27 protein-coding genes and 1 pseudogene are annotated in these 25811 nt (G+C 44.3%); 3 read left to right on the top strand and 25 right to left on the bottom strand.

Annotation, left to right across the window (positions count from 1 at the left end):
• Positions 1 to 131 precede the first annotated feature (131 nt).
• From P0M28_RS18260 to P0M28_RS18190, 15 genes are all read right to left on the bottom strand, one after another.
• The gene (locus tag P0M28_RS18260; protein ID WP_302204074.1) at positions 132 to 491 is read right to left on the bottom strand and encodes a hypothetical protein; all 360 of its coding nucleotides are present in this window, start codon (positions 489 to 491) and stop codon (positions 132 to 134) included.
• Positions 492 to 751: 260 nt separating this feature from the next.
• Positions 752 to 1906, bottom strand: coding sequence for a hypothetical protein (locus P0M28_RS18255; RefSeq protein ID WP_302204073.1), 1155 nt, complete (start codon positions 1904 to 1906; stop codon positions 752 to 754).
• A 105-nt stretch (positions 1907 to 2011) separates the two neighbouring features.
• Positions 2012 to 3238: a DUF2851 family protein gene (locus tag P0M28_RS18250; RefSeq protein ID WP_302204072.1), complete on the bottom strand. Its 1227-nt coding sequence runs from the start codon at positions 3236 to 3238 to the stop codon at positions 2012 to 2014.
• Positions 3239 to 3391: 153 nt separating this feature from the next.
• On the bottom strand, positions 3392 to 4045 hold the full coding sequence (locus P0M28_RS18245; RefSeq protein ID WP_302204070.1) for a response regulator: 654 nt from the start codon (positions 4043 to 4045) through the stop codon (positions 3392 to 3394).
• Positions 4046 to 4165: 120 nt separating this feature from the next.
• On the bottom strand, positions 4166 to 4981 hold the full coding sequence (locus tag P0M28_RS18240) for a hypothetical protein (RefSeq protein ID WP_302204068.1): 816 nt from the start codon (positions 4979 to 4981) through the stop codon (positions 4166 to 4168).
• A gap of 71 nt (positions 4982 to 5052) precedes the next feature.
• Positions 5053 to 5451 carry an ExbD/TolR family protein gene (locus P0M28_RS18235; RefSeq protein WP_302204067.1) on the bottom strand — a complete coding sequence of 133 codons (399 nt, stop codon included), beginning with the start codon at positions 5449 to 5451 and terminating at the stop codon, positions 5053 to 5055.
• A gap of 92 nt (positions 5452 to 5543) precedes the next feature.
• Positions 5544 to 6230 carry a MotA/TolQ/ExbB proton channel family protein gene (locus P0M28_RS18230; RefSeq protein ID WP_302204065.1) on the bottom strand — a complete coding sequence of 229 codons (687 nt, stop codon included), beginning with the start codon at positions 6228 to 6230 and terminating at the stop codon, positions 5544 to 5546.
• Position 6231: 1 nt separating this feature from the next.
• On the bottom strand, positions 6232 to 6885 hold the full coding sequence (locus tag P0M28_RS18225; RefSeq protein WP_302204063.1) for an SPOR domain-containing protein: 654 nt from the start codon (positions 6883 to 6885) through the stop codon (positions 6232 to 6234).
• Positions 6886 to 7031: 146 nt separating this feature from the next.
• Entirely contained in the window at positions 7032 to 8726 is a 1695-nt protein-coding gene (locus P0M28_RS18220) for a porin family protein (protein WP_302204061.1), read from the bottom strand.
• Positions 8727 to 9150: 424 nt separating this feature from the next.
• On the bottom strand, positions 9151 to 9558 hold the full coding sequence (locus P0M28_RS18215) for an STAS/SEC14 domain-containing protein (RefSeq protein ID WP_302204060.1): 408 nt from the start codon (positions 9556 to 9558) through the stop codon (positions 9151 to 9153).
• 276 nt (positions 9559 to 9834) lie between these two features.
• Positions 9835 to 11241: a sulfatase-like hydrolase/transferase gene (locus P0M28_RS18210; protein WP_302204059.1), complete on the bottom strand. Its 1407-nt coding sequence runs from the start codon at positions 11239 to 11241 to the stop codon at positions 9835 to 9837.
• 62 nt (positions 11242 to 11303) lie between these two features.
• Complete coding sequence (locus tag P0M28_RS18205; protein ID WP_302204058.1) at positions 11304 to 12134, bottom strand: RNA polymerase sigma factor; 831 nt, start codon at positions 12132 to 12134, stop codon at positions 11304 to 11306.
• Between the two features lie 187 nt (positions 12135 to 12321).
• A complete protein-coding gene (locus P0M28_RS18200; protein ID WP_302204057.1) occupies positions 12322 to 12699 on the bottom strand; it encodes a DoxX-related protein in 378 nt (125 codons plus the stop codon).
• Between the two features lie 87 nt (positions 12700 to 12786).
• Positions 12787 to 13593, bottom strand: a complete 807-nt coding sequence (locus P0M28_RS18195; RefSeq protein ID WP_302204055.1) for an SDR family NAD(P)-dependent oxidoreductase — start codon at positions 13591 to 13593, stop codon at positions 12787 to 12789.
• Positions 13594 to 13898: 305 nt separating this feature from the next.
• The gene (locus P0M28_RS18190) at positions 13899 to 14717 is read right to left on the bottom strand and encodes a DUF547 domain-containing protein (RefSeq protein ID WP_302204054.1); all 819 of its coding nucleotides are present in this window, start codon (positions 14715 to 14717) and stop codon (positions 13899 to 13901) included.
• A gap of 119 nt (positions 14718 to 14836) precedes the next feature.
• Here P0M28_RS18190 and P0M28_RS18185 point away from each other — a divergent pair, with 119 nt between their 5' ends.
• Both P0M28_RS18185 and P0M28_RS18180 read left to right on the top strand, forming a co-directional pair.
• A complete protein-coding gene (locus P0M28_RS18185) occupies positions 14837 to 15571 on the top strand; it encodes a TIGR04283 family arsenosugar biosynthesis glycosyltransferase (protein WP_302204053.1) in 735 nt (244 codons plus the stop codon).
• A 233-nt stretch (positions 15572 to 15804) separates the two neighbouring features.
• The gene (locus P0M28_RS18180; RefSeq protein WP_302204052.1) at positions 15805 to 16395 is read left to right on the top strand and encodes a DUF4136 domain-containing protein; all 591 of its coding nucleotides are present in this window, start codon (positions 15805 to 15807) and stop codon (positions 16393 to 16395) included.
• Between the two features lie 36 nt (positions 16396 to 16431).
• Here the strand turns inward: P0M28_RS18180 and P0M28_RS18175 are convergent, their stop codons facing one another.
• The 9 genes and pseudogenes from P0M28_RS18175 to P0M28_RS31265 form a co-directional block, all read right to left on the bottom strand.
• Positions 16432 to 17454, bottom strand: a complete 1023-nt coding sequence (locus P0M28_RS18175) for an NAD(P)-dependent alcohol dehydrogenase (protein ID WP_302204051.1) — start codon at positions 17452 to 17454, stop codon at positions 16432 to 16434.
• Between the two features lie 13 nt (positions 17455 to 17467).
• A complete protein-coding gene (locus P0M28_RS18170) occupies positions 17468 to 18286 on the bottom strand; it encodes an ABC transporter permease (protein ID WP_302204050.1) in 819 nt (272 codons plus the stop codon).
• Positions 18279 to 19226, bottom strand: a complete 948-nt coding sequence (locus tag P0M28_RS18165; RefSeq protein ID WP_302204049.1) for an ATP-binding cassette domain-containing protein — start codon at positions 19224 to 19226, stop codon at positions 18279 to 18281. Before P0M28_RS18165 ends, P0M28_RS18170 begins: the two co-directional genes overlap by 8 nt.
• Before the next feature lie 121 nt (positions 19227 to 19347).
• Positions 19348 to 20724: a serine hydrolase domain-containing protein gene (locus P0M28_RS18160; RefSeq protein ID WP_302204048.1), complete on the bottom strand. Its 1377-nt coding sequence runs from the start codon at positions 20722 to 20724 to the stop codon at positions 19348 to 19350.
• A gap of 294 nt (positions 20725 to 21018) precedes the next feature.
• Complete coding sequence (locus P0M28_RS18155; protein ID WP_302204047.1) at positions 21019 to 21582, bottom strand: DUF4252 domain-containing protein; 564 nt, start codon at positions 21580 to 21582, stop codon at positions 21019 to 21021.
• Positions 21569 to 22105, bottom strand: coding sequence for a DUF4252 domain-containing protein (locus tag P0M28_RS18150; RefSeq protein WP_302204045.1), 537 nt, complete (start codon positions 22103 to 22105; stop codon positions 21569 to 21571). Before P0M28_RS18150 ends, P0M28_RS18155 begins: the two co-directional genes overlap by 14 nt.
• Positions 22102 to 22599: a PG0215 family putative anti-sigma factor gene (locus tag P0M28_RS18145; protein WP_302204044.1), complete on the bottom strand. Its 498-nt coding sequence runs from the start codon at positions 22597 to 22599 to the stop codon at positions 22102 to 22104. The genes P0M28_RS18150 and P0M28_RS18145 overlap by 4 nt, the downstream gene beginning before the upstream one ends.
• A complete protein-coding gene (locus P0M28_RS18140) occupies positions 22577 to 23098 on the bottom strand; it encodes a GFO_1088 family ECF-type sigma factor (protein ID WP_302204043.1) in 522 nt (173 codons plus the stop codon). Before P0M28_RS18140 ends, P0M28_RS18145 begins: the two co-directional genes overlap by 23 nt.
• A 120-nt stretch (positions 23099 to 23218) precedes the next feature.
• Positions 23219 to 24074: pseudogene (locus P0M28_RS31265) on the bottom strand (Rpn family recombination-promoting nuclease/putative transposase).
• Between the two features lie 74 nt (positions 24075 to 24148).
• Here P0M28_RS31265 and P0M28_RS18125 point away from each other — a divergent pair.
• The gene (locus P0M28_RS18125; protein WP_302204040.1) at positions 24149 to 25354 is read left to right on the top strand and encodes an ISAs1 family transposase; all 1206 of its coding nucleotides are present in this window, start codon (positions 24149 to 24151) and stop codon (positions 25352 to 25354) included.
• Here P0M28_RS18125 and P0M28_RS18120 read toward each other — a convergent pair.
• Positions 25329 to 25790, bottom strand: a complete 462-nt coding sequence (locus P0M28_RS18120; protein WP_302204039.1) for a hypothetical protein — start codon at positions 25788 to 25790, stop codon at positions 25329 to 25331. The genes P0M28_RS18125 and P0M28_RS18120 overlap by 26 nt on opposite strands.
• Positions 25791 to 25811 lie beyond the last annotated feature (21 nt).

Genomic DNA, 25811 nt, shown 5'->3' with positions numbered 1-25811 from the left:
AGGCACCTAAATTATGGCCTTGGCGTACATTATAACTTTGATACTTACTTAATAGCTAGTTAAGCGAAACATCCAAACGAGCCTATTCACTTCTGAGTGCCTCACAATTCAGAAGCACACTATATTGCCAACTAGCTGATTGTTCTTCTCTTCTGATTTTTAGCCGAAATCAATGCGTGGACTTCTATTAGGGCCTGAGCCCATATTTCTGGCTTCAAACCAAATTGCTGGTCTAATTGAGCACTATAAGCAGGTATTTTGGTGTAGAAAAAGCGAGCATGATCTAACCATCGTTGCTGATCGGTGGGAGCTACCTCATTAATGCGTAGTTCGCCAAGCACATGATGGTTACTTTGGTAAGCAGACCGTACTAAAGTAACATATTCTCGATAGGCGCGCTGAGCTGACTGAAAATCCTGTTGCCAATGTATTTCAGCGTCGTACACTAAATCAGATAGCTCTGTTGATGATTGACTAAACGTTCGCACCATGTACATATGACTTTAATATCTTCAAGTAAAAGTAAAGTCTAACCAGTGAAGCTAGGGTATACAGTAGCGCGGCAGCCGCGATGTCGTACACCCTGAAAATAACGCCCTACTCTTTCGCTGGAAAAATTTGCTAAGTTATTGCTGGTCAGAATTATTGCTAAAATACACCGATAGGGGTAGTTATGAAGTTGGGTTTATCCTCAAAAACTACCAGTGTACCTTTTTCAGATAATGTATGAAAAGAATTGGCTCAAAAGAGATTAGTTGTCCCGCTGAAGCAGTAGGCATAATAAGAGGTAAAGCAAGAAGGGAGAAAAAGCCACTTTATAACGTAGTAAAGTGCCAAAGTTAGGAGTAGAAATAGCAAGTAGTACTCCCAATAGAACAGAAAACAATAGAGTGGCAAGTATCCATAGTTGCTTATTACTTTCTACAACTTTTACTATTCCAATCTTGCGTAGAGATAATACACTTATCACAACTAACAGAAAATTCTCCAAGCCAGCTACCTGTGCCAAAGTAGCATTCATCTCAAAGGGAAACGGACGGTACCAAGCAGAGAATACGGCTAAAGGAGTATTAAGTAAAAAGCTGCTAAACGTAGGTTGCAATTGGTAAAAGTGGATAACTGCCTCAGCATGAGAGATGCGAATAAAGGTATCGTGGTTCTGAACAATTACACTTAAAATACGACCTGCCTCCAAATTGGGATGCATAAGTGTTGCCAAAGCAATGAGCGAAATAAATAAGAGCCCCATTCTAACCACTATGTTAGGCCAGCTTAAAGGAATGAATCGGGTGAGCGTAATTGCCAATAACAACGGAATAAGCAGAGCAGCGTAGTAATACTTAATTAGCCACAGTAAGATAGCTGCCGTTAGCCAGCTAATTATGGGCACTATTCTTTGCCTTCTACTACGGTAGTAAAATTGTATTGTTAGGGCAACCAGCAGACTCATTAGCCCTACGGCAATGGTTTCCTTCAGAATGCCCGAACTCCAGAAAACAAATGAAGGATACGTTAGCCAAGCAATACCCACCGCCAACTGAGTACGAGGGAAAAACCTATCAAGTGTTTGTACTAGATACCAGATCCCTCCAAAAGATATTATTGAGAGGTAAGACGAGGTAAGCCAATAGTTGTTTTGAGTAAACAGGCAACCAACACTCACCATCCGGCTCATCAGCAAGGCGCGAGGTTGGTCAGCGTATATTAGTCCGCTCGGCAAATAATCAGTATTCGTCCAGCTTAAGAGGTAATCGCTCCAATTAGTACGGGCAAGTTCAGCCAACACCATCCCGTCGGTATGGTAGTTCCAGGTATCACCTCCTGAGTAGTAATAAAGGTATAAGCCACCTACCAGCCAACCGCATATCACTTTTATGCTGATAGCGGGTAAAAACCAGTGAGCCAATTGGCTACCGCGGAGGCGGTAGTACCACAGGAGAATAATACTTACAATTATGCAGCTATGAAGAGCAATAATCCACAATATGCAGGCCGATCCAAGGTGAAGTAATTAAGAAACAAACAATGATTGTTTTTTCAAAACTGTTGCCCCGATACTACAGGAGAGGCACTGCTTTTTGGTGCAATAATTCTGGTACAGTTCCAGTATTCCTTGCGTATCTAAGGCCGATGAGCGAGGAAAAGCCAGTTCGGCGTATCTGCGGGTAATCTTATTATCTTCCGCTTCTACCTCTCGTAAACATGACCAAGCATGTTGCTGATAAGCATCGTTACGATAAAACAGCCCGTAAGCAGTTAGCAACGGCACTACAGTATTAACAATCAGCGTATCAATACTGCGATTGCCCAATGGGGCGCTATCTGAAGTGGCTTCTGTGCGAAACTGCTGCGCGTAATATGTTGGCGGGTGAATCTGTAGTAGCCACGATACATCAGCTTGCCACTTTTTGAGCAGTACGGCTAATTGTTTAATTCTGATGTGCGGAAAGTTGGCAGGTCGAGTTCGGCTGTACCGCCACACCGATAGGTTTAATTGCCGATTGGCTAGATCAGGAGGGAGCGACAGCACCTCTTCACCATCAGCGTATTTTGATAAGCCCGCCTGATGGAGAAGAAGATTCGCTAGCTGATTTGAATCATGGTACCGTTTTCTTACCCAACGTAGTGGTAGTGCTTGGGCAAGCTGCTGCATACCTTCCTTGTTGGTTTTGAACCCAAAGCTACCCAGTAAGCCGTGGTAAGCTGTTTCTTGCCAATCGCCCTGCTGACGTTTATGCAACTCAAGTATCTCGACAGCTTTTCTCTCCATTCGCTGAATGGCTGCTCGCTCTACTTGCGTAATTTTAGTAATAGCTGGTACTTGGTTAACTAAATGAGCACAGGGTATAAATGGTTGCTCATTCTCTAACAGTGATTGAATTCTGAATAAAACCGAAGAATCTACTCGGGATCGCAGCTCTAAAGTAGGCACCACTGTACCATCGGAGCGGTACACATCTTGGTCGTACTCCCAAACTACGTGTAGCACCACTCGCTCATAGGCCGAATCCTGATGGTGCCGATGGTGTCGCCATTCCGAGGCTTTTACGTGAATTTCTACTGAGCCATGCCATTCCAAATCGCCGATGTGTAATCGGGCAACCGAAAAATCAGGACCAGCGTTGGTATTTAAAATGCCAACAGAGTGGATAATAATGGGCTGACCATCAGTAGTTGTGAGCCCTTCGCGATCAAAAGCCTGTTGCTGCCAAAGATAGTAAAGGATAACTTCTTTCACCTTTTTGCTTACATAGTAAAAAGAAAGGCGAAAGAATAATAACTAGTTTCAGTAGAAAAGCTACAAGAGAAAGAAGTAGCCAATTATGATCATTTATTGACGATGCAAGGCAGTAGCATTCTATGATTTGAATGTTACTGCCTAGTTAGCAGGTTACCATTTATTAACATTATCTAAATACAGTCTTACTAGCTCAACCGTATTATTCACCTGGCATTTCTGAAGCATATTAGCCCGATGATTAGAAACGGTACGTTCGCTAAGAAATAGGCGCTCAGCAATCTGCTTAGAGTTTAAGCCCTCTACCAGCAGGGTTAACACCTCTTTTTCTCGCTTAGATAGTACGTTAATAGGGTTCTGATCATTGCTTTCTTGGCTTTTCTTTTCTTTAAAGCCTTTTACAATAACCTGAGTAATCGTCTGGCTATAATACTCATCGCCTTGAGCTACCGTCTGAATGGCCTTTACCATTTCTTCTCGGTCGGCGTACTTGGTAATATAGCCGTTCACCCCATTATTGAGTGCTTTAAACACATAATTAGGAGAATCATGCATGGAAAGGATAAGCACCTTAGTAGGTAGTTGTTTTTTCTCTATCTCTTGAATAATATCAAAAATAGATATACCTGGCATAGAAATGTCAGCCACTAGTACGTCTGGCTTATGCTCAACTACTAGTTTAAATGCCTGTTGGCCGTCATTTACCGCCCCTACTAAGTCTATAAAATCGTATTCTTTGAGTATGCTTGCTGTTCCTTCCGTTAGTATTGCGTGATCATCCACCAAAACCACGGTGATTTTATTCATAAAAAAGCAGTAGTTTATAGTTTAACTTAGAAAAGAATTACGTAAAACACAAATGCAAAGTTCCTTCTAAATTACTAAGAATTAGATGAGATATGTAACACAATCGGAAGGCCGATTATACTATTTGGAACGAATAATGAAGGATATTTTGCCGGTAGAAGTAGCGGCAGAACGGGCGTTACTACCGGTGCGACTAAAGGTTAGCTCTTCAACGGCTTCACGGTAGATACGCTCTACCGCCGGGCTGACTGTTTTCTCCAATGTCCGAATACTAATAATTTCACCTCGGTTGTCAATTACGATCTGAAAGGTGATGCGTCCGCTCTCGCTGGAATTGTCCTGAGGGCGCGGAATATAGTCCCAATTCCAACCCGCCATTTGCAAAGATGCCCCATCTTTGGGCCCTTGGGCACCATATAATGCCCGATCATCAATTTTACCGTCTTCTTTTCCTTGGTTGCCTACGGGCTCTTCAGCATTACCTTGGTTGGTATTTTTAGATGGATATAAGCTACCGGGGACTGGTTCTTGCACTGGCTCTTCAGGTTCTTCTATTACTTCTTCGGTAGTTTTTGGTACTTCTTCCACCACATCGGGACTATCTTCAATAGGAGCCACTTGTTCTACCTGCTCTACCGACTCCTGTACTTCCTCCGGCGGAGTTTCTTCTATCGCCTCAACCTCTTCTACTATTTCTTCTTCAACTACCTCTTCCACTGGTTCTTCCTCTACTACCGGAGTAGGTTCTGGGCGGGTAGTTTCCCCTGATCCGGTATTATCTAACCCAAAATTTAGTTCAATACCGTATTCGGGTAATGGCGGATCAGGAGCTTGCCAAGCCAACAGGAAAAAGAATAGTAAAAACAGGCCAGCATTCACTCCGAATGAGACGATAGTAGCAATCCGACGATCTTTCTTTTCTTCAGGAGAAATCATATACAGTCACCTGTTTCTTATTGTTAACGGAGAAATATGCGTTAAGATTGAAGAACGGGGGTACTTTTACGCTACCGATTAGTTTCTGGCCGAGTGGCGATAGACACTTTAGCCTCCAGCAAAGTAGCAATACCGGCTACCCGAACCAAATGCTCTACCGGAACTGATTTATCTACATTCATTACCACCACACCTTCTTGCTCAGAAAGTGCCGCTCGTAAGGCACTCTCTAATTGCTCCACTGGTACTAGCTGGTCATTCACGTAATACTCTAAGTCAGGAGTAATCGTAACACTTACTCGCTGCAATACAATAGCCGAAGTTTTACTAGAAGGAAGATTAATGGGTAACCCTGAAGGGGTAACGAACGAAGAAGTAAGCATAAAGAAGATCAGCAGCAGAAAAATAATATCAGCGATAGACGAAAAATTGAAGCTAGTTTCTATTTTATTTCGGGCTTTCAGATCCATAATCTAGTTGATAATTGATAAGGGATAATTGAAAATAGAAAGTTCGCAATCAAATTTCACTTTTCATATTTCACATCTCGTATTTCGTATTTTTATGTTGGCTCCTGAAGCAGGTCAATAAAATCAATGGAGATATACTCCATCTGGTGAACTACCTTATTTACTCTAGAAACCAGATAGTTATACCCCAGATAGGCCAGAATACCTACAGCCAGTCCGGTGGCGGTAGTAATCATGGCTTCGTAAATTCCGGTAGAAAGAAGTTGCGGACTCACATTGCCTTCTTCTTGGGCAATAGCAATAAATGCCTGAATCATACCAGTAACGGTACCTAAAAAGCCAATCATCGGAGCGGCTCCGGAGATGGTGGCTAGTAAGGTAAGATTTTTTTCCAGCCGATAGAGTTCTAGCTTTCCCACGTTTTCAATAGCTGCTTCAATTGATTTGAGAGGGCTGCCAATGCGGGAAACTCCTTTCTCAATCATTCGGGAGATGGGAGAATCAGTTTGGGAGCACAACATCCGCGCCGAGCTAATTTCCCCTCGGGAGACCAACCCCCGAATTTTTTCCATGAATTGTTCAGGCACCTTCGCAGCCCGTTTAACAACCCGTATTCGTTCAACAAAAATATAGATGGAGAGTGCAAATAAGATGATGAGCGGGATCATCACCCAACCACCTTTTAGCAGTAAGTCGAGGATGGTAACTGATTCGGCGGCGGCAGAATCAAGAGTGGTGGTATCAATAGGGGTTTCGGTTGTGATTTGCAGTAGGATCATACTAGTATTTTAGTACCCAAACAGAGTCGCCGTATTCCATACGGAAGGCATCAATATTTTCAGCTCCTTCCGAGAACGTACCAAAATCGGCAATGGCTACTCGGTGAATAAGTGGAGCACGCGGAGAAGGGTCTAATATTTTGGAGCCAATGCCATCGGCTTCTAGCTTCTGGGCATAGTCCATCGCTAAGTCGTAATCAACGAAGCTGGCTACCACCACAAAAGTGCGGCCGGTAGGAGCCGAAATTCGCTCAATACCTTGGTACTGAGCCAAAGCAGGCTCTTCGTAGACCGATTCTTCCTCAATAATGGGTTCTTCTTCGTAGATTGGTTCTTCTTCAATTATCGGCTCTGGAGCTGGCTCTACATACTCTTGTACAACCGGCTCTTCTTCTCCAAACCAAGAGGATACCTGACTCACACCGTCAAACAGGAAAAGATAGATAGCCAAGCCTAGTAGCACTACTACCCCAATAATGGCCGCTACAATCCATCCACGGTTGGACTCTTCTTCTTCCTCTTCTACGTAGTAGCGAGGCTCTTCAAACTGAGGGGGTTCCTCCTCTTCCCGGTCAATAGGATGAAAGTCGGCTTCGGGTAACCCGAAATCATCATTGTCTTCTAAGTGGTACTTGGTATCTTCCTGATTTTCCATAACGGATTGTTTATGCACGGTCTGGTAAAACAATAATTATCAGCTATTTACGCTTACTACTGCGAAATAACTGATCCTACCGTAATTACCCTAAGAATATTAAATATAAAAGCACATGCGTACCAAATAGTCTGTAAATCAATATTTTAAAAACTATAGGTAATACCGCCCAAAAACATGATTCCTCGGGACGGATAGTTCATGAAACGCTCGTAGTTCTGTGCAAATATATTTCTTACTTTGACAAATGCGGAAAAACGGTTAGAAAATAAGTAATCGGCCTGAAAATGCAGGTCGGCAATTGGGTCAAGTTGACGGGTGGTGCCACTTGCCAAATTTAATCCCTGCACGCCCGACATATACTGTAGCTCAGCGTTTAGTAGTATTTTTTCGTACAAGTTGAGGCTATTGAGCCAGCTAAGTGTGAAACCAGGGCGGTGCCAAGGTTCATCCAGGTTTTCTACGCTGTAGGTGTAAACGTCGGCCCGAAGGCTAGAGCGAAACTGTTCAGTACTGTTCAACGAAATCTCGCCAAACAGATTTAATTCAAACACATTATCTGGATCGTACAAAACAGTAAAGCGCGTAGAATCTCGGGCACTGTTGGCGTAGAAGTACAAATTCTTATAATTATTAGCTGAGAAGCCCGCGTGAAAACCAAAGAGGCTATTGATTCTGCCTTTGGCTCCTCCCCGAAAGGTAAAGTTGCGGTTGGTATGCAGCAGCGGCACATCTGCTTCTAAGTACGGATTCTCACGGGTGAAGGAGTATAATGAGGTTGCTTCTATGTTACCATCAATACCTGCGTATACTTGAAAGGCATCGGAAAAATGTAGGGTGGCCAGTGCGTAAGGGTAAACGTGCAGTCGGTCGGCATTGCTGGCAGTATCGTTCTCATGAGCAACCGTAAACCCTCCCTTAACCGTAAGTCCTTCGCCCGCACCAATGGAGGTGCGGTAGGTAAGATAGGGACGAACCCGAACCAAATTCCGACTGAGCGTATTTTCGGCCCGGGTTTCTGGGTTCTGGTCGCGACGCTGCATCAGGTACAGGTCGCTTTCCAGGCCTATTTCCAGGCGGGGGGCAATAATGTAGTTCGTTTTAAGGTGAAGCTCAATTTGATTTTCCGAGGCTTGGTAATCATCGCTCAGATGAATGAATTTAGCCTCCACATCATAATTGAGCGGCGCGTCTACCTCCGCCCGAGCAATTCCGCCCGATACAGCAATGGCATTAAATATTTGTCGGATAGAATCACGCTCTGGCTCTGGTTCTACCAACGGACTATATCCGTAAAAATGGTAGCGTTCTCGTTGGTACTCGGCGCGGGCTCGGAACGTATGACCACTGGCAAAGTACTTACCACTTATCCCTATTCGGGAATCGCTGTTACCGGAGTTTGCGCCATCTACCGGGCCAAGCCGCGATGATTCATGCTGCAAACGAAGTCCGTAGCTGTATTCATTGTCTCGGGTGCTGTTGGCAAACAGCTCGGCGTATGGAGTAATAAAGGTACCCAAACCAAGCTTGAGGTAATTCCCGTATAGTTTATCCAGCGGTGGATTTTTAATTTTAAGCGGACGTACCTGCGGGTTGAGTCCGGGCAAGGTAGGGGTAACCTCCTGAAACTGATACGTGATATTGGTAGTAGGGCGCGTAGTAGCGATTGGCGGAATAGGCTCAAAGCGACGGCTGGCAGTAGGCAAACTGATCTCTCGTTCCTTCTCAATCACTACTTCAGCATCGTCAATCTCGCCCTCTTGTTCCCAATCCGGCTCAACCTCCTGAGCAACAGCCAGAACGCTCCACCACGAAAAAACGATAGCCAAAAAAATCTTCATAAACCTGAAATAGCACTATAGGTTGCTAACGATACAACAATAAAAAACGTATAGCAGCGAACCTAGCGAAAATAAAAAAAGGATACAAGCCTAACGGTTGCATCCAGATACAGTGATGTAGGTGACAGCACTTTTAGGATTCTATGTGAAAGACATTCTTAATGCTCTAGAAACAAGCAACAACACAGCCTCAGAACACCCAAATTATTTAGGCGTAAAAGCAACCACAGCTGAAAATTGGTTCAACTTCATTTGAATGGCGATACAAATGGAGAAATTAAGGTTGCAATAATGCTATATTATAGGCGCTAGCAAAACCCATGCAGTATGAAGTACTTAAAAGTACTAAATCCCTCTGTCCCCTTTTTTAAGGGGAAATATATAACGTATTTTTGTCTTGGCACCTAGCACAAAGAAAGTAACATTAGCCAACCTGATGACGATCCGCGTCTAGTTGCGCCTGAGCCCAGGCTGTGCCTTCTTCTCGATTAGAAAATACCTGGTTGGGCACTGGGTCACGCTGAATTTTGAATATCAGCTTCAACACATTTCGAATAACCGTACTCGGAATAACGTAAGCAATGCCCTGACAGTACATCTCAATAAAGCCTTGATGATCGCGCATCCACTCCCCTTGCTTTTTCTGATAAGCGATGCCGGGTACTTTAGCTAAGGCGGCATCAAACACCAGGGCTAGTGGCTGCTCCCGATCGTAGTTAGCGCGTAGCTCATCCAGATAGTACTGAAAGTTAGTAGGAGTGGCTTTTGCTCCGGTAAAAGTGACTACTACCAGTGGGAATCGATCTCGGTTTACTATGGCGTACGGTTCCATCAGCATTGAAAGTGTGAGGAGTAGATATATTAAAGTAGCTTATTTGTAAACAGCTAGCTAGTTTAACTTGTTTTTTTATTAGAAGACCCAACAGCATTATCAACAAGAGCAATTAATTCGCAATTAATTGATTATCAATTTATTGTGCGCAAAAAAAATCCAGACTCTAACAATGCTCAAAAGATGTTAGGTATCTGTCTAAAGCCCACAATAGCTCCCCACTCATTGGCGCTTTCTCTTCACCTCGCTCCTACAGATAACTAACTTACTTATAATCTACTCGTCAAAAAACATCTTCTTGTGCTTTTCGGCATATTCAATCATCTGTTGAGCTACCTCAGGATAGATTTCTAGAGCATTGCTTTTCTCGTAGGGGTCGTGAACTAGATTGAACAGAGCGGTATCAATTTTTGCTTGTACGTATTTGCCGGGCATACCCCCTTTCCCTCCTTTGGCTACGGTGCGGTACTGGTGGGGCAGATGAAGCTTCCACTTTCCGTCGCCGGAAATAACTCCCTGAAACTCTTTACCGTTGGTGAAGGCATAGTAGTCATGCGGATTCTTAGCTTCGTCCTGATGAGTTATCAGATCCCAGACGTTTTTGCCATCGACCGTATTTTCTGGTAGATCGGTACTCGTTAAGTGGCAGACCGTAGGTAGTATATCAATAGAGCTGAAGGCGTGATGGGAGATGGTATTCGGATTGATCTCGTCAGGGTATTTGATAATACAGGGATTACGCAGCCCGCCATCAAAGCTAGTGCCTTTGCCCTCCCGAAAACGAGTAATTCCGGCGTGGTCGCCGTAGCTTAGCCAAGGACCGTTATCGGAAGCGATAAAAATGAAGAGCGTATTGGCTTCTAATCCTTGATCTTTAATTGCTTGGTGAATTTGCCCGATGGACCAGTCAACCTCCATCATCACATTGCCGTACAGTCCGGTTTCGGATTTTCCGGCAAACTTATCGCTGCAAAAAATGGGGGCGTGAGGCATAGAGTGAGGTACGTACACGAAGAAAGGCTCATCCTTACTTCGCTCAATGAAATCAACTGCCTGTTCAGTATACCAAGTCGTCAGCATTTTCTGGTCTTCAATCTGTACCGTATCAATGGTAACTTCACCGTTCTCCCAGTATTGCAGAGGCCACTGCCCCCAGTATTCCGGATTTTCGGGGTGGTGTAGCCACATATCGTTAGAGTACATTAATCCGCAAGTTTCATCAAAACCCCGGTTGTGCGGTCGGGTATCTTCCTGATCGCCAATGTGCCACTTGCCGAAAGCAGCCGTTCGGTAGCCATTCTGTTGTAGCACTTCGCCTAGCGTAGCAAATTTAGGATCAAGCCCTCTAGCTTTCGGGCCATGTGCCCCAAACACTTTAGTGCGTCCCGGATAGCAACCCGTCAGTAAAGCCGCTCGGGAAGCGGAACAAATGGCTTGAGGAACGTAAAAACTGTAGAAGCTTCGTCCTTCTTTTGCCAAGGTCTCTACATGAGGGGTAGGGTAGCGGGGGTTTCCAAATGGCGCAAAATCATCGAACGCGCCATCATCCAGAAAGATTAGTACTACATTAGGTCTCTCAGCTTCGGGATTATCTGCTTCAGCTAATTTTAAGGAAGCTAAAACCAGCAATGATAATATACTCAGTAGACTACGTGAGAACAGCTTTTTACGAGAAATAGGCATTAGGTTGTTGATTGACGCTTTTCTAAATTGCCAAAATAGGTATTCGAGAATTCGGAAAAAAATCAGTTCAGCGATTCTATTTCTCCTACCGCTTGCCGCGTGCATTGCATAATAATGTCTTGCATATCGGCTCCTGCGGAACGTAGCGGATCAATTTCGGCAGCTAATTGGGCGCGCAGTTCGTAGAGTTGACGCTTGCCACTACTTTCGGCTTCAGCCACCATTTTAATTTTTAGTAACTCTTCCCGCTTTATTTGCTTGGGGTTAAAAACTCCGGCTAGCTCGGTACATTGGTGGCACACTCCATTTTTGTTGATGAGCGCGCAACGCTGGTCAAAAATATCAATCATCAACTTACGACTGTCAAACAGCAAGTGCTTCACTACGCCTTCGGTTTTGCCCATAATCCCGCTAATCTCTTTGCGAGAAAAATGGTAAACATCTTTTAAAATTAGCGCTACCTGCTGTTCAATGGTCAGTGTTTTGGAGATGCAGGTAAAACAAAAGTCGATGTGTTCTCGGACATCGTAAGCTCCGTAGGGTGAATGTTGGTGTACTTGAGCAAAGGCTTCGCCAATTTCGGGAGTAGACATGGCAAGTGCTTTTGATTTATCCTGGGCATCGGGTAGCCAGCGTTTTTGTCTTCGCAAGTGGTCGTAGGCCAGATGCGTGGCAATCCGAAACACCCAGGTTTTGAGAGACGATGCCCCGGAGAATGTACTAATCTTATCGAAGGCTTTCACAAAGGTATCTTGAGCCAGATCATCCACATCATTACGATCGGTCAGTAGACGATAAAGATACGATTTTAGCGGCGCTTGAAATTCCAGAAACAATTTCTGAAAGGCGGTAATATCGCCATTGATGGCTTTCTTTAAGGTATCTTCTTTCATTGGTTTTTTGTGTTTTGTGCTTTGTGTTTGAAAGAAATCCCCCTTAGTCCCCCTTTTTCTAAGGGGGAAGGACTCTATCTAATTGAGTGGGTGACATAGACATAGAAGCTGTTTCTCTCATTAAGATCATCCCCCCTTTTCGTAAAGAGTCACCGTGACGCGAGGCGTAGGAGAATTTAAAAATACATTAGGTAGTGATATACTTACCGTCTCTAGCAAATTTATCCGCGTACATGAGGGCAGCACCCATCACAGTGGTGTCTCGAAAGATACCAATGGTTTGCACAAAATCTCCTGCAATGGCTCCCGGAATATGGATAAGTACTACAAACGAGAACATCATCAGGGCGAGCAGTAGGGCGGCTAACTTATCTAACTTTCCAATCCAGGCACTCATCGAGAAGGCTACGAGTGCTATACCTGAAAAATATACCCAGAATGCCGGAAACGGAAGAAAACTGGGAATGTAGGGTAAACTAAATTCTAATGTGCCAAAGTGGAGTAAGCCGAATACGGCAAACATTGATACGAAAACCCATTTGCCTGCTTTTGTTATCTTTTTCATGATTATATTTTTTGAAAAGTAAAGGAGCCGGAAAGAAGACTTAACGCTGCTTACCCGGCGGAAAAAATTGACTTCTTGGTTCTTAATTTAAATGACACTGTGAACCCCAAAGTCGGCATCTATTACGTGGCTATTTAGCAGAGCTCCAGTATCGGTCGCTAAGAACACAGCTAACTTGCCAATATCTTTAGCCGAAGGGCTTTTACCAAGCAAGTAACCTTGCTTCATCTGTTCGCCTAGTGCCTGGGCTGATATGCCGATGGTTTTAGCGTTTAGCTGTTGGGTTTCCTGAATGGTTCGAGTATCAACTAGAGCTGTCGCATTCAAACAGGTTACTTTGATACCTGCTCGACCAAATTCAGCGGCTAACACTCTCGTCATTCCCTCTATTCCGGCACAAGCTGCGGTGATTCCCGCCATGAAAGGCATTTTGATACGGGACAAACTAGCGGAGAGCGTGATGATTGTTCCGGCTGACTTAGCCGCTATCATATGCTTGGCGGCAGCTCGGGAGGTCAAAAACTGTGAACCTAACGATACCTCTAAGGCTTCCTTAAACTTCTCAAAAGGAAGTTCAGTGCTGGGGGTTCCTAATTGCAATTCGTGCGCCCGCAGTCCAATACCGTTAAAAGCAATATCTAACTGTCCGGTTTCGGCTACTACTTTCGTTAGAAAAGCATCAATTTCACTTTCATTGGTAGCATCAACCTGATGCGCTATGGCGGTTCCCCCGACTTGGTTAATTTCAGTGGCTAACTGTTTAACAGCTGCCAGATTTCTACCGGAAAGATGTACAGTTGCTCCGTTTTGAGCGAGGGCGAAAGATACTTCACGAGCGATAGCTCCGTTGGCGGCAAAGACTGCAGCTACTTTGTTTTCTAGTAATTCCATCATGGTAATATTTATGTTCGGTCTTTGGACGCACCAGCCCAGCGAAACGGTCGGGAAAAGTCAAGATTACTTGAAAAATATTTTTCTTCCTTCTAACCTTCCCCACCGCACTAGGGTCAACATAGTATAAACTACTTCCAATCTAGAAGACAATCCATATTTGGATTAGGAGGTGTATAAAACACATCAGGCAAGCACTAATGAGGAAGTACCCATCTGCGATTTGCTACAGTATTTCTGAGCAGGCAAATGAAGTTACTCTACTGGCAATCATCCGAATGAACTCGGATACTTGTAGGCTAGCTCTACTACTTCGCTGCTGTCTTTCCCGCACTCAGATCAGTATAGTTGCCCAGTTCCAATGTCCAGTCGTAATCTTGAAAAGATAGGGATGGATCAGCTTCTTCCGGAATTACATCGTACTTTCGAAGGAAATCACGAATGCCGCTTTTACCCCCAAAATCGCCCCGAAACCAGCTAAATAGGGAAGTAACGAATACTTTTTCCTCGTCAGGCTCGTAAGTGCTAGTTCGGTTCAAAAACTGGCGGGCAATCTCATCCAATTGCTCATTCATGTAGGGGGCATTGTAGATAGCAATGTAGGGGCAGCTTTTGGCTCCGCAGTTCAACGCAAAATGAATTCGCCCATCGGCACTATCTGTTCGAAAAGTACGTTCGTATTTATCAGCAAACGGATCGGATACTAAGCCAAGCAACCACTTGATTTTAGAGCCTCGGATAATACCGTGTTCAATTTTATCTAAACTAATAATTTCTCCCGCGATCCGAACCTGATCTTTCTTAAAAAAAGCTCCTCGATCTTCGAACAACTCGGGCTGCTTCATCAAAATATGTTGCACTGAGCCATTGTACACATTAATCCAAAAGGCTTTCTTGGCTTCATCTGTATCCAGTTCAGCCGATAGTTCCTCTGCTGATACGGCAGCTAGTTTATCCATAATTTCAGAAGCGTCTTGCTGCTCTTTCGCCGTACGCACCAATTCTTTAGAAAGCTCTACATGAGGATACGACTTATTATGTGATGCTTGTTGGCTCTTTTCAGCCGAGGAGCACATTGCTAGCAGGGAAGCCAAAAACAAGAGAACGATATTGGTGAGCATTTTCATAAATTTGGTATTTGTGGTAACTAGAAAACCGGCCGGTAGTTATTATTACGTACTTTAAAGAAGAACAGGTGTACAACAGTAGTTTCAAGTATGGGCAAAGGCTGGGAAGTTGATCGATTATGAAGATAAGTGTCATTATACCGACATACAACGAGGCTGAGAATATAGGCGGATTAGTGCACCACTTGTTGAACAATCGTAATCGATTCTTAGCCGAAGTAATTGTCTGTGACGGAGGAAGCCCCGATGACACGGTAGCTAAAGCAGAAGCTGCTGGAGCCAACGTATTACATTCTCCCCAAAAGGGACGAGCCACTCAGATGAATCATGCTGCTAGCCAAGCCCGGGGCGACGTTTTATATTTTGTTCACGCTGATACGCTACCCCCTCAAAATTATTTGAGGAATATTAGCAACTATGTACAGCAGGGCTACACCAGCGGTAGCTACCGTAGCCATTTCGAAGATGAGCATCCTCTCCTGAAAATAAATGAGTTTTTCACCCGCTTCAACTGGATTACCTGCCGAGGTGGCGACCAAACTTTATTTGTTACCCGCTGCCACTTTGAGCAACTTGGTGGTTACGATGAATACTACACAGTAATGGAAGATTTTGACTTTATTCGCCGATCACGCAAAACCGGAAAATTTGTGGTAATGCCTGATGCAACTCTAATTTCAGCCCGCAAGTACCGCGATAATCACTATCTCAGAGTGAACGTAGCCAATGGAATCGTCTTTCTAATGTACCGCTTAGGCTTTTCGCCTGGCACATTGCTGAATACTTATAAGAAAATGGTACACTACCCACGCTATTCAGCAAACCCGAAAGCAGTTGTTGAGCGCAAGCTTTAGGCGTTTTCTTTTGCAATTTTTAACACGGTGCCAAACACTTTTCGGCAATTTTTTCGTTGTAATAATGTAAGTATCAGCTTTTTAACGCCAAGTGTGCCCGACTACTGCAAGAGAGCTACTTACCTCAACAACCTTCTTCTTAAGTGTATTTGAGCATTTTGTGTGTGGTTAAAAGCTGTAATGCTCTGCGTTTTGCGCGCATAGTATCTATTTTATCAACTTAACTGATAGTTATGAGAACAATTAAGATAATAGGAATTTTGGCAGTTGGCTTTCTGCTAGTACGCTGTACTACTTCGTATTCAGTGCTGACGGATTACGATCGTGATGCCGAGTTTGCCGACTACACGACCTTCTACTGGGCGGATGAGTTTCAGCGGGAACATAGTAAAGTAGACGGAGAGGAACCGCTATTTTACAATACGCTAATGAAGAAGCGTTTGAAGGAAGCAGTACAGCGCGAGATGGAAGGACGTGGTTATACGCTTTCTAGCGAGAACCCTGACCTGCTGGTGAACTCGCAAGTGATGGTTGAAAACCGAATTAGTGGTTCCCAGAATTATAATCCGGGTTTTTACGGTAGCTGGTGGTGGATGGGGGGCTCTTCGTTTAACAGTAATATCGATCAGGCCAAAGAAGGCGATGTAGTTATCGATTTAATTGACCGGGAGAAGAAGCAGTTAGTGTGGCAAGGTTACGCCCCCGGAGTGCTGGAGGTTGAAATGAAAAATCGGGAAGAAACCCTAAAAAACGCCGTAACATTAATCTTCTCGGAATACGGACGCCGAGCTGGTGAAGATCGGACGGCACAGGTGAGCAAATGATTTGTGGTTTGAGAATAAAGTTAAAGCCGTGCTTCTCTAATAGGGCGCGGCTTTTTTTGCTGTCTCACTAGATGCATCTATGTTTTTCGACTGGTTTACTGCTATCACTACACTGCCTTTCTTGTGTCCTTGATCTACGTAGGCGTGAGCTTTGGCAATTTCTTCCAGAGGATAAGTACGATCAATTAGCGCCTGATACTTACCTTCCTCTAATAACTTTTTTAGTATCTGTAAGTCTTTAGCTCGTTCAGCAGGCGACCGTAACCCAGTGGTCGCAATCTTTGACTTTTTGCCGTTGGATGAGCCAATGAGGGAAGGTAAGGACGAAAGAGTAACTGCTGCTTCTAGAAATACTCCGTTTTTGTTAAGAGAGTGTTTACAGAGATTAAATGTCGTTTTCCCTACTGCATCAAATATGATGTCGTAGGTCTGACCATTTCTTGTAAAGTCTTCCTGAGAGTAGTCAATCGCACAGTCGGCCCCGAGCTTTTTCATAATTGCTTGGCTGGCACTACTACCTACCCCGGTTACTTCCGCACCAAAGTACTTAGCAATCTGCACGGCGGCAGAGCCAACCATACCTGCTGCGCCGTTTATCAGTACCCGTTGACCACTTTTTATCTGTCCGGTATCTCGAAGGAAAGGCATAGCGGTTAAAAAGCCATCTACACAAGCAGCCGCTTCGTGGTAAGACAGAGTGTAGGGTTTCTGAGCCAGTACTCCATCTTCCGATACACAAATGTACTCCGCATTGGCTCCGAAGGTAGGCCCCGCCGTTCCGAACACGTGATCGCCCAGCTTAAATAAAGTTACGTCTTTGCCTACTTCCGCTATTTCTCCGGCTAACTCTTCTCCCAGTATCTTATTCTTCGGCTTCATCAGCCCAGTGAACAAGCGGGTAATGAAGGGCTTGCCTGCCCGGAAGTAACATTCAGTAGTAGTAACGGTGGTCGCGTATATTTTTATCAGCACTTCATTGTCCTTCGGCACCGGCCTCTCTCTATCTACTAGTTGAAGCACTGCGGGGTTGCCGTATTGTTGATAGATAACTGCTTTCATAGAAGTAAACGTTTTATCCGCTAATGTCGCGGGTCTTTAGCAGACGGTAACTTAGGAAGATAAACAACCCAGCGTAAGCCACTACCAAAGCCACATCGCCCAGAGCTACGTAATCTTGCACCTCCTGAAATGCGTACTTTCCGAAGGGAACCGGAATGAGATTATTAATCGCCCGAATGGGAAAGTACTGATGAAACGTATACTGGTCGTATACTTCCGAAAGAATAAGCGCGCCGATGGGCTCCAGAAAGAAGGTGTACAATGCCAGCAGCACAATAGCAAATCCGGTACGCTTGATGAGCATTCCGACCAATAGCGCAAAGGTTAAAAACACTCCTACATCCAGAAAATAGGCCAACAGAAAATCAGCATTAGTGAACACAACATCCAGCCCCTTTACCGGCGAATAGATGCTGCCCAGAATTATTCCAAGTACCAATACAAAAAGGGTGTTCACTAAGGTAATCGCCAGGATTATCAGCAATTTACTGGCTAAGAATTCCCAACGGGTGAGGCCGTCGATAATGTGTTGGCGGATAGTTTTGTAGCTGTATTCGTTGGTAATGGAAATGACTACAATAAAGCCTAGGAAGATTTTTAGAAAAGTAGCCAAATAGGTGAGGTTCTGCCAGATGTCGGCAAAATCGTAGAAAGGAACCATCGATGGGTCAAGCCCATTGATCTCCGCTCCGTTGATACCAGCCAGATATTCCAGGAAGAATCCTACCCCGCTCATCACCAAGCCCAACACCACGAAATACAGCAGCATCAGCACCCAAAACGGGCGGTAACTTTTAAGTTTTATCCATTCAATGGCGAGTAATCTAGGCATGGTTGGTTGTGATTTGATTGACAGCAGAACGACCGACTGAACTTGGATCAGTGGCTAAGATTTGCAAGAACTGTTGCTCCAGGCTATTGGTACGCTGCGACAGATGAGAAACGATTACTCCTCGTTCAATCAGAAAGCGGTTGAGGTCAACACTATTTTGGTTGTTGTTTAGTCGCACCCGTAAAAACTGTTTTTCAGCTCGGACAGATTCGGTATGGGCAAATTGCTGAATAGTTTCTTCCAGTAAGCTCATATCATCGGCAGCTACTTCTACGGTATCGGTTCCGGTGAGGGCTTCGTCTACACTGCCGGAGTAAATGAGCTTTCCTTTTTTCAGCACGGCAAAGTGGGAGCAAACTTTCTGCACCTCATCCAGCAAGTGGCTGGCCAGAATAATGGTTTTTCCCTGCCCCGCAATCTGCACAATGAGTTGGCGAATTTCGGCAATTCCTTGCGGATCGAGGCCGTTGGTGGGTTCATCCAGAATCATCACTTCGGGGTCGGCGAGTAGAGCGGAGGCAATCGCCAGCCGTTGTTTCATTCCGAGCGAATAACCCTTGAATGCATCGTGCTTACGTTCGTATAAACCTACGGTTTGAAGCACGGCGTCAATCCGACTTTCATTCACTCCTTTAATTAGCGCAATAATCTTGAGGTTGTCTACTGCCGAGAGGTAGGGATAAAAAACTGGGGTTTCCAGAATGGCTCCGATCTTCTTCCGGCTTTCGGCCGAGGGCAACTCGCCAAACCAACGGTATTCCCCACTTTTCTTTTTAATTACGTCCAGAATAATTCCGAGCGTGGTGGTCTTTCCACTGCCGTTCGGTCCTAAAATGCCAAAAACTTGACCCGGTAGCACCTCCAGCGACAAGTCATTCACCGCGTGAACTTTGCCGTAGTGCTTATGCAGGTTTTGTATTTGAAGGGTGGGTGTGTTCAAGTTTCAAGGTGTTAATGTGTTCGGGTGTTATCCCCGGATTTATTCCGGGGTCTGATGCTGGTATATGGAGTAAAGTTTAGTTTATTAATGTAACCAGTTCTCGAATGTTGTTCAAGTGGTTTTATTCAATTTTTGTCCATTCAGAAGTGCCGCCTTGCTCGGCGGTAAAGCCTACAATTTTTCCGGTATCGTCTCGAGAAAATATCATCTCAATATTCGCCGTTACTGATTCGAACGTATCGTCATCGGTTGCCTTTATTTCTACTTCGGTTCCGGGGGCTTTTGGAAAATATACCATTACCAAGTCATCCACGAATTTAATCTCAATAATTTTTTTCGCCCCATCTACCATCTGATACGTTCCCAGATACTCCTTTTTTTCTTCGTAGTTTAATGCTGACTTGCTCAGAATATTAATCGGCTCTCCAAGAATAATACTGGCAAGATAATCAGCTACTTCTTCGGGTCTCTCCCGCGACTTGTTGGTGAGAACGCAGACAAAAATATCCTCTTCAGGTATGTACAGGGCATCGCAGGTAAAGCCGTACAGTAACCCACCATGTTCTACGGTTTTGTAGCTATGTAGTTCTCCTATGAAAAATCCGTAGCCGTAACCGGTTCCGGTTCCGTCGGTCGTAGTCTTTTCGGTAGTGAGTTGCTTAACAATAGTATCGGATAAATGGGTTCGGTTTTGCAACGCTCGGTTCCAGGTCAGTAAGTCGTCTACGGTAGAAACAATGCCGCCCGCCGCGTAAACTACCGAGCCTACTACTTTAGGCGAACGAACGAACTTACCGTCTTCAAACCGATAGCCCTGAGCAATTCGCTTTTTCTTAAAATCTTCGCGGTACCAAAGGTTGGTTGACTTCATCCCCAGTGGTTGAAAAATATTTTTTGCTAGGTATTCTTCCAATGTCAACCCTGATACTTTTTCGACGGCTACTCCCAGCAGAGGATAATTAGAATTGCTGTACTGAAACTGCGTGCCCGGCTCAAATAGCAAAGGTTGATCAGCGTAGTACTCGATCAGTTGCTGAGGAGTATGTTCTTGGGAGAGTAGACGAAGCTCATCTTCATCCACATCAAAAAAATTAGGGATTCCTGAAGTTTGCGACAGCAGATGTTCAATGGTAATCTCGTATTCTTTCGGCGGATAGTAGTCGACGTACTGCTGAATTTTATCGTTGAGGGAGACTTTATTTTGCTCTACTAGTTGAAGAACCGCTGCTGAGGTAAACTGCTTGCTCATAGACCCAAGCTGGAAAATCATATCTGTCTCTAGCGGTTTTTTCTTCTTTACATTGGCCAGTCCAAAGGCTTTTTTGTAGATAATTTTGTCTCCTTTAGCAATCAGCACAGCTGCTCCGGGCTTATTTTCAGAATATTCTTCGTGTAAAAAAGTATCTATTATCAGCTTTTCCTCTTCATAGTCTTGCGCCAAACTTACGTGAAAGCAGGCAATCAATGACAGGGTGTATAGAAGAAGGCGGTAATTCATTTTACTCGATTGCTATTGAGTTTGGGGGTTAAAGTACGAGTTGTTAGGATGTTATAGTATTTTAACTCTACGTATCGAATAACGTGCGTTATCCATAAGAGAATGTTTAAGTTTTGTTTTTGATGGCGAAAATTCAAGATTTGGTTGCTGAACGAGTCAATTTTTGAGGGAATAGCCTAAGCTATGGCCGATAAAATTGGTGAAGTGCAGCGATTAAAGATGAATTTGCAGCCCAAAGGATAAAATTTAAACATGCTCTAACACATCAACACTCAAACACCATAACACTTAAAATTACTCCTCAATCTCTTCCTGAATTTCCTCACTTACTTGAACGGCAAGATTAACGACACCTGCTATATCTTCAAAGTTAAAATCACCTTGAAATAGTTTAAGCAAGGCGGGCAGATCGATGAAGCCTTCCAAGTCGGTTAAAATAAGCGTATCGTCGGTTTCTACCAAACCAACTACTCCTTCGGGCGTGTCGTCGTCTCCCAAAGAATACAAATGTACGTTTTGTCCGTCGGCTTGGAAAGTCATTAGTTCCTGGTAGTCTTCCTCCGCTACTTCCCGGCTTAACGTACGGATAGTCTGACCAGAAAAACCATTTTCATTTTTGTTGTACAGTAGCACCCGTAGCTTATCAATATCGTGTACCAGTGCGTAGAAGTCAGGATTTTTCTCCAGATTAACCATTCGCAGCGTGCTAGGGTAGAGAAAGAGCTTTTGGCTGGGCTGATACTCCTTTAGAAATTGATCTACCGTACGGCTCTGGGCTAAACTGGATAGGGAGCATATGAAAGCCAGCGCAAATACGCTGACTATCTTTCGGGTTAATAACTTACTACTGGTCATCATCTCCTTCGTTATCTAGGTTCTCCAGATAATTCATGCCATCGATCTTCATTCCTTTCGAGATCTTTGAAATCTGTTTAAGGTCAATCTCGCCGTAGAGGCTGAGGGCAATGAATTTGTGTTCGCCTCCCACCAGCATCACCAGCTCACTAATCTTACCGGCTTCTTCCTGAATCATAAAGAGCATATCGTCTTTACCGTCGCGGATTGACATCAACTCTTCCATGTTTCCTTTCCGCACTTGCGATTTAGCATCTTTGAAGTAGCTTCGGGCGTTATTAACACTATCTGATGCGAGTATTTTAAGTCCTTGCAATTTGCTAACCGCTTCGGTCAGCTCTTTGGTCTCGGGGTCTTCGGGTTCAAACTCAGTGAAAAGGCTGAACATTTTGCTGGTGATGGTCACTTTGGTGAAGTCTTCATCATCAGCGTACTTGTCAAACAAGGGAGCTAGAATATTATCTTGGGCGTTTACGCCGATGGCGATTAGTTGTATCGCAGCAATAATAATGAGTAATCGTTTCATGGGATTTGCGTTTTTATCGTTTCTTGGGCTTCGCTAAAAGTTTCTAATTCTTGAATGTGCTGGGTTCCTTCGTTCATTAAGCTGGATACCAGCAGTAGGGCTTCTCGAGTTTGCTCATAGGCCAACCGAGGATCCTCGTAGGTATCTTCCGTGGCTACCGGATTGGCTTCATCCATCCACTCAGTGCGGAATAATATGGCGGCCATTATTACTAGAACAACAGCGGCGGCAATTCGTAGCAGTGGCTGATACGTCAGCCAGCGCTGCTTGGTCTGCTCTCGTTCAATACGTTGGGTAAGCTGTTCGTCGAACTGCTCATTTAGCGTATGCGACTGAGTATTTGCTTGGTAGTACCTAAATAGAGCCGCTTCTTTTTTCAAATCAGCCGGAGCTTCCTCCTCCTGAAAGTAGCGTTGCAACTGCGCTTCTTCTTCCAGCGAGGTTTCGCCGTTCCAGTACTTTTCTACGAGTTCACGGATGGTGGTCAATTCCATAAGCATTCATTTTTGTGAGTTGTTCGCGCAGCGCCTTCCGTGCTCGAAACAGGTTTACTTTTACTTGCGCGAGGGGCATTTCCAGCACATCGCTAATCTCCTGATAAGCGTAGCCTTCCATGTCGCGTAACTGTAGTACCTGTTGCTGAGCTCGCGGTAAGCGTTGCAGCAATTGATCGATCGTTTGTAGTACATCCCGCGTTTCGGCACGATCGTACGGTGACGGAGCGTGGTGCACCTGCTGGCCGTCAGTAAGTTCCTGCGTATTGCGGTAATGTCCTGATTTTAGTCGGTTTAGCGAGAGGTTACGGGTCACTTGCATGCACCAAGCCTCTACGCTGCGGTACAGGTGAAGATCTTCCCGCTGGTTCCACGCTTTAATAAATACTTCCTGCACCACATCTTGGGCTTCATCTTCATTATTTAAGAAGCGCAACGCGAAGCGATACAGCTTATTCTTGACGGGGAGTACGCGGGTTTTAAACTCTTCCAGTACCATAGTTATCCCGAAGACAACTGATTGAAATAAAAGTTACAGGGAAGATGAAAAAAATTTTGGGGCTATCATGAGCAAGGGGCTGGAGGTAAAATGGTTGGGCTAAAGGGAAAGCTCTATATTTTACTTGCTAGACAAACACTTTACTTGTTCTCGAGATAGTTCAGTAAATTGGATGATTTTTTTTATTGGCTCACCCGCTTTGATCATAACTTGAGCAATTTCAGTCTCTCGTTCCTCTCTTCCTTCTTCCTTAGCGGTGTCAAGCGAGTTTTTCATATCGCGGTAATATTTCAAGCTACCTTCGTAGGAGCGGATTTGATCAGGAGTAAATCGGGCAATTTCAGCGACTTTAAATAGTTTCTCAAAGACTCTTTCCCGCAACTTATCAGGTACCCTATCTAAACGGTTTAGGTTGCGTAGAACATACAACCAATTATCAAATCGAGTTTCCAGTTCATCTATTGTCTTAACAAATTTCGGCATCTCTAGATAGATGAACGTCAACTTATCGTAGAAAACCCTGGCAAGTCTCAGTATCAGTTAGCTTCACGTCGTAGCGATACTTTGCCTTCTCATTTTTATCTTCGTCAAATACGAAGTCCAAAATGGCTACCGTATAAACTGCCTTTAATTCATAATTCCAGTCGGCTCGCTTGGCTTGCTCTCTAATGGGGAACGTAGAGTAGTAGATAGTTCTATCTTTGAAAAAATTCTGTTTTGTTTTCTGTAACTCAACGATAAATTTTTCACCTCGCTCATTTTCACAATAAAGATCAAAGATAGCTTTCCGATCTACATCGCCACTACCGAGGTGCTCATTTTTCAGATAGGTCAAATCTTTTATCTCACCTTGTTCCTCTTTTAGTAGCTCGTTCAGAAAATCTAATAGCAAATCTTTATTAGGCTCCTCTCCAAATAACTTCTTGAACCCATAATCAGTGAATGGATTAATGAATTTTTCAGCAAACTCTGCCATTACTTTTTTAAGTAAAGGTATAGGTTAAACGCACTAATAGACGAAGATAGGCTATATTTGCCAGAAAGTATCAGATGGAATTACATAGTATATTTTCAGAGGTAGACGACCCACGCCGCAATACGCTATTGAAGCGACACACGCTGTCAGATATATTGCTGTTAAGCCTGTTTGCTACCTTATCAGGCTGCGATACTGACGAAGAGATCGAAGAGTACGGTAAGAACAAGGAAGCGTTTCTACACCAGTTTCTATGGCTACTTAACGGCATACCCTCTCACGATACGATCACGCGGGTGCTGAATGCTGTAGATACTGGGCAGTTTGCCGCCTGTTTGTATCGTCATTCGCGCTATCTATGCGAGTTTCTGGAAGCTCATCATATCAGTATAGACGGCAAGGTATTGCGCGCTACCGCGCAAGCAGGCAAACGCAACAGCGGGGTGTGCGTAGTGAGTGCCTGGGCTTGCGAGCAGCAGTTGGTCTTGGGACAGTGCAAAACCGAGCAAAAGAGCAATGAAAAGACTGCTATACCGGCACTATTAGATGATTTAGATGTCAAAGGGGCGATTGTAAGTATTGACGCGATTGCCAATGGACCCGCCATTGCTAAGCAGATTGTAGATAAACAGGGGCACTATTTATTGTCTTTGAAAAACAATCAGAAGAACACGTTTGAGCAAATGCACGACTATATGATGAGCCACCATGCAGGTATGCGGTGTGATAAAAGCGTAGACTTTGGTTCCGGACGTATAGAGACACGCACTTGCTATGTAACTACCTGTACTGATCTATTAGAAGAAACGCTAGCCTGGAAGAACATTCAATCTGTTATTATGGTACACGCGCTGCGAGAAACGGATACTAACCGCCAGCAAGAGTATCGCTTCTACCTGAGCGATGTAGCGGAAAGCCCAGCTTACTTCAATCAAAAAGTGCGGGAGCACTGGAGCATAGAGAACCAACTGCATTGGCAGCTAGACGTTAGCTTTGACGAAGACCGCTGTCGCACCAACACCAAGAACGGGGCTGAGAACCGTAACACGCTCAGAAAGCTATCCCTGCAACTACCGCGCGGCGGCCGCTTAAACAGATGGATGATAAACATAGTATCAAGATCAGACGAAAAAAAGCCGGATGGGACAACAACTACCTTACCCAGATTATACGCCAATACTGCGCTGGTTAGTGCGTTCAACCTAGTAAAGGTACGAATTTCCATTTTTCCTGGTTTTGTTTACCATCTTTTTCTTATTCTTTCTCCAGTACTACATTGAGCTGCTCGGTGGTATTGGAGAGTTTGAGTTGAGATGAATTAATGGTAAACTGTAGTTCACTCTTAGAAATAACTTCGCCGAACTTATCAGCCCACTTAGGTTGACCGACATAGGTACTAAATATATTGGAAGTTTGGATTAAACGCTGCCCCGTGCACTCAAACGTACCTCCTATGCTATTTGTCGTATTTCTGCCACTAACATTCGGTGGATCAGTAGTATCGTCAAAAGTAACGATGACGTCCATACCCCAAGAGTTTTCCTCGGTCTTTGTAATCAGTTTACCCTGCTCTAAATCTTCGTAAGCAATGACTTTCCAGGTACCATTGAGTGAGGTGATTGAAGGATCGTCTGACACGTTGATGCTATCAAGATCATCGTCTTGGCAGCCAAAGAGTAGTACTAGCAAGCCGCAAGCTATTAGTCGATTCATCATTATCTAAGTGTTTATCTAATG

Origin of the sequence: Tunicatimonas pelagia (genome assembly GCF_030506325.1) — a bacterium.
Classification (GTDB): Bacteria; Bacteroidota; Bacteroidia; order Cytophagales; family Cyclobacteriaceae; genus Tunicatimonas; species Tunicatimonas pelagia.
This window is presented reverse-complemented; position numbering and strand designations above follow the sequence as displayed.

What these genes read in the sequence shown, in the direction of transcription:
- P0M28_RS18215 (WP_302204060.1), bottom strand. Translation starts at nt 9,558, where the DNA reads ATGGAACCGTACGCCATAGTAAACCGAGATCGATTCCCACTGGTAGTA.
- P0M28_RS18150 (WP_302204045.1), bottom strand. Translation starts at nt 22,105, where the DNA reads ATGAAACGATTACTCATTATTATTGCTGCGATACAACTAATCGCCATC.
- P0M28_RS18230 (WP_302204065.1), bottom strand. Translation starts at nt 6,230, where the DNA reads ATGATCCTACTGCAAATCACAACCGAAACCCCTATTGATACCACCACT.
- P0M28_RS18190 (WP_302204054.1), bottom strand. Translation starts at nt 14,717, where the DNA reads ATGAAAATGCTCACCAATATCGTTCTCTTGTTTTTGGCTTCCCTGCTA.
- P0M28_RS18175 (WP_302204051.1), bottom strand. Translation starts at nt 17,454, where the DNA reads ATGAAAGCAGTTATCTATCAACAATACGGCAACCCCGCAGTGCTTCAA.
- P0M28_RS18125 (WP_302204040.1), top strand. Translation starts at nt 24,149, where the DNA reads ATGGAATTACATAGTATATTTTCAGAGGTAGACGACCCACGCCGCAAT.
- P0M28_RS18155 (WP_302204047.1), bottom strand. Translation starts at nt 21,582, where the DNA reads ATGATGACCAGTAGTAAGTTATTAACCCGAAAGATAGTCAGCGTATTT.
- P0M28_RS18185 (WP_302204053.1), top strand. Translation starts at nt 14,837, where the DNA reads ATGAAGATAAGTGTCATTATACCGACATACAACGAGGCTGAGAATATA.
- P0M28_RS18240 (WP_302204068.1), bottom strand. Translation starts at nt 4,981, where the DNA reads ATGATTTCTCCTGAAGAAAAGAAAGATCGTCGGATTGCTACTATCGTC.
- P0M28_RS18225 (WP_302204063.1), bottom strand. Translation starts at nt 6,885, where the DNA reads ATGGAAAATCAGGAAGATACCAAGTACCACTTAGAAGACAATGATGAT.
- P0M28_RS18220 (WP_302204061.1), bottom strand. Translation starts at nt 8,726, where the DNA reads ATGAAGATTTTTTTGGCTATCGTTTTTTCGTGGTGGAGCGTTCTGGCT.
- P0M28_RS18200 (WP_302204057.1), bottom strand. Translation starts at nt 12,699, where the DNA reads ATGAAAAAGATAACAAAAGCAGGCAAATGGGTTTTCGTATCAATGTTT.
- P0M28_RS18260 (WP_302204074.1), bottom strand. Translation starts at nt 491, where the DNA reads ATGGTGCGAACGTTTAGTCAATCATCAACAGAGCTATCTGATTTAGTG.
- P0M28_RS18235 (WP_302204067.1), bottom strand. Translation starts at nt 5,451, where the DNA reads ATGGATCTGAAAGCCCGAAATAAAATAGAAACTAGCTTCAATTTTTCG.
- P0M28_RS18160 (WP_302204048.1), bottom strand. Translation starts at nt 20,724, where the DNA reads ATGAATTACCGCCTTCTTCTATACACCCTGTCATTGATTGCCTGCTTT.
- P0M28_RS18120 (WP_302204039.1), bottom strand. Translation starts at nt 25,790, where the DNA reads ATGATGAATCGACTAATAGCTTGCGGCTTGCTAGTACTACTCTTTGGC.
- P0M28_RS18145 (WP_302204044.1), bottom strand. Translation starts at nt 22,599, where the DNA reads ATGGAATTGACCACCATCCGTGAACTCGTAGAAAAGTACTGGAACGGC.
- P0M28_RS18205 (WP_302204058.1), bottom strand. Translation starts at nt 12,134, where the DNA reads ATGAAAGAAGATACCTTAAAGAAAGCCATCAATGGCGATATTACCGCC.
- P0M28_RS18140 (WP_302204043.1), bottom strand. Translation starts at nt 23,098, where the DNA reads ATGGTACTGGAAGAGTTTAAAACCCGCGTACTCCCCGTCAAGAATAAG.
- P0M28_RS18210 (WP_302204059.1), bottom strand. Translation starts at nt 11,241, where the DNA reads ATGCCTATTTCTCGTAAAAAGCTGTTCTCACGTAGTCTACTGAGTATA.
- P0M28_RS18180 (WP_302204052.1), top strand. Translation starts at nt 15,805, where the DNA reads ATGAGAACAATTAAGATAATAGGAATTTTGGCAGTTGGCTTTCTGCTA.
- P0M28_RS18195 (WP_302204055.1), bottom strand. Translation starts at nt 13,593, where the DNA reads ATGATGGAATTACTAGAAAACAAAGTAGCTGCAGTCTTTGCCGCCAAC.
- P0M28_RS18245 (WP_302204070.1), bottom strand. Translation starts at nt 4,045, where the DNA reads ATGAATAAAATCACCGTGGTTTTGGTGGATGATCACGCAATACTAACG.
- P0M28_RS18170 (WP_302204050.1), bottom strand. Translation starts at nt 18,286, where the DNA reads ATGCCTAGATTACTCGCCATTGAATGGATAAAACTTAAAAGTTACCGC.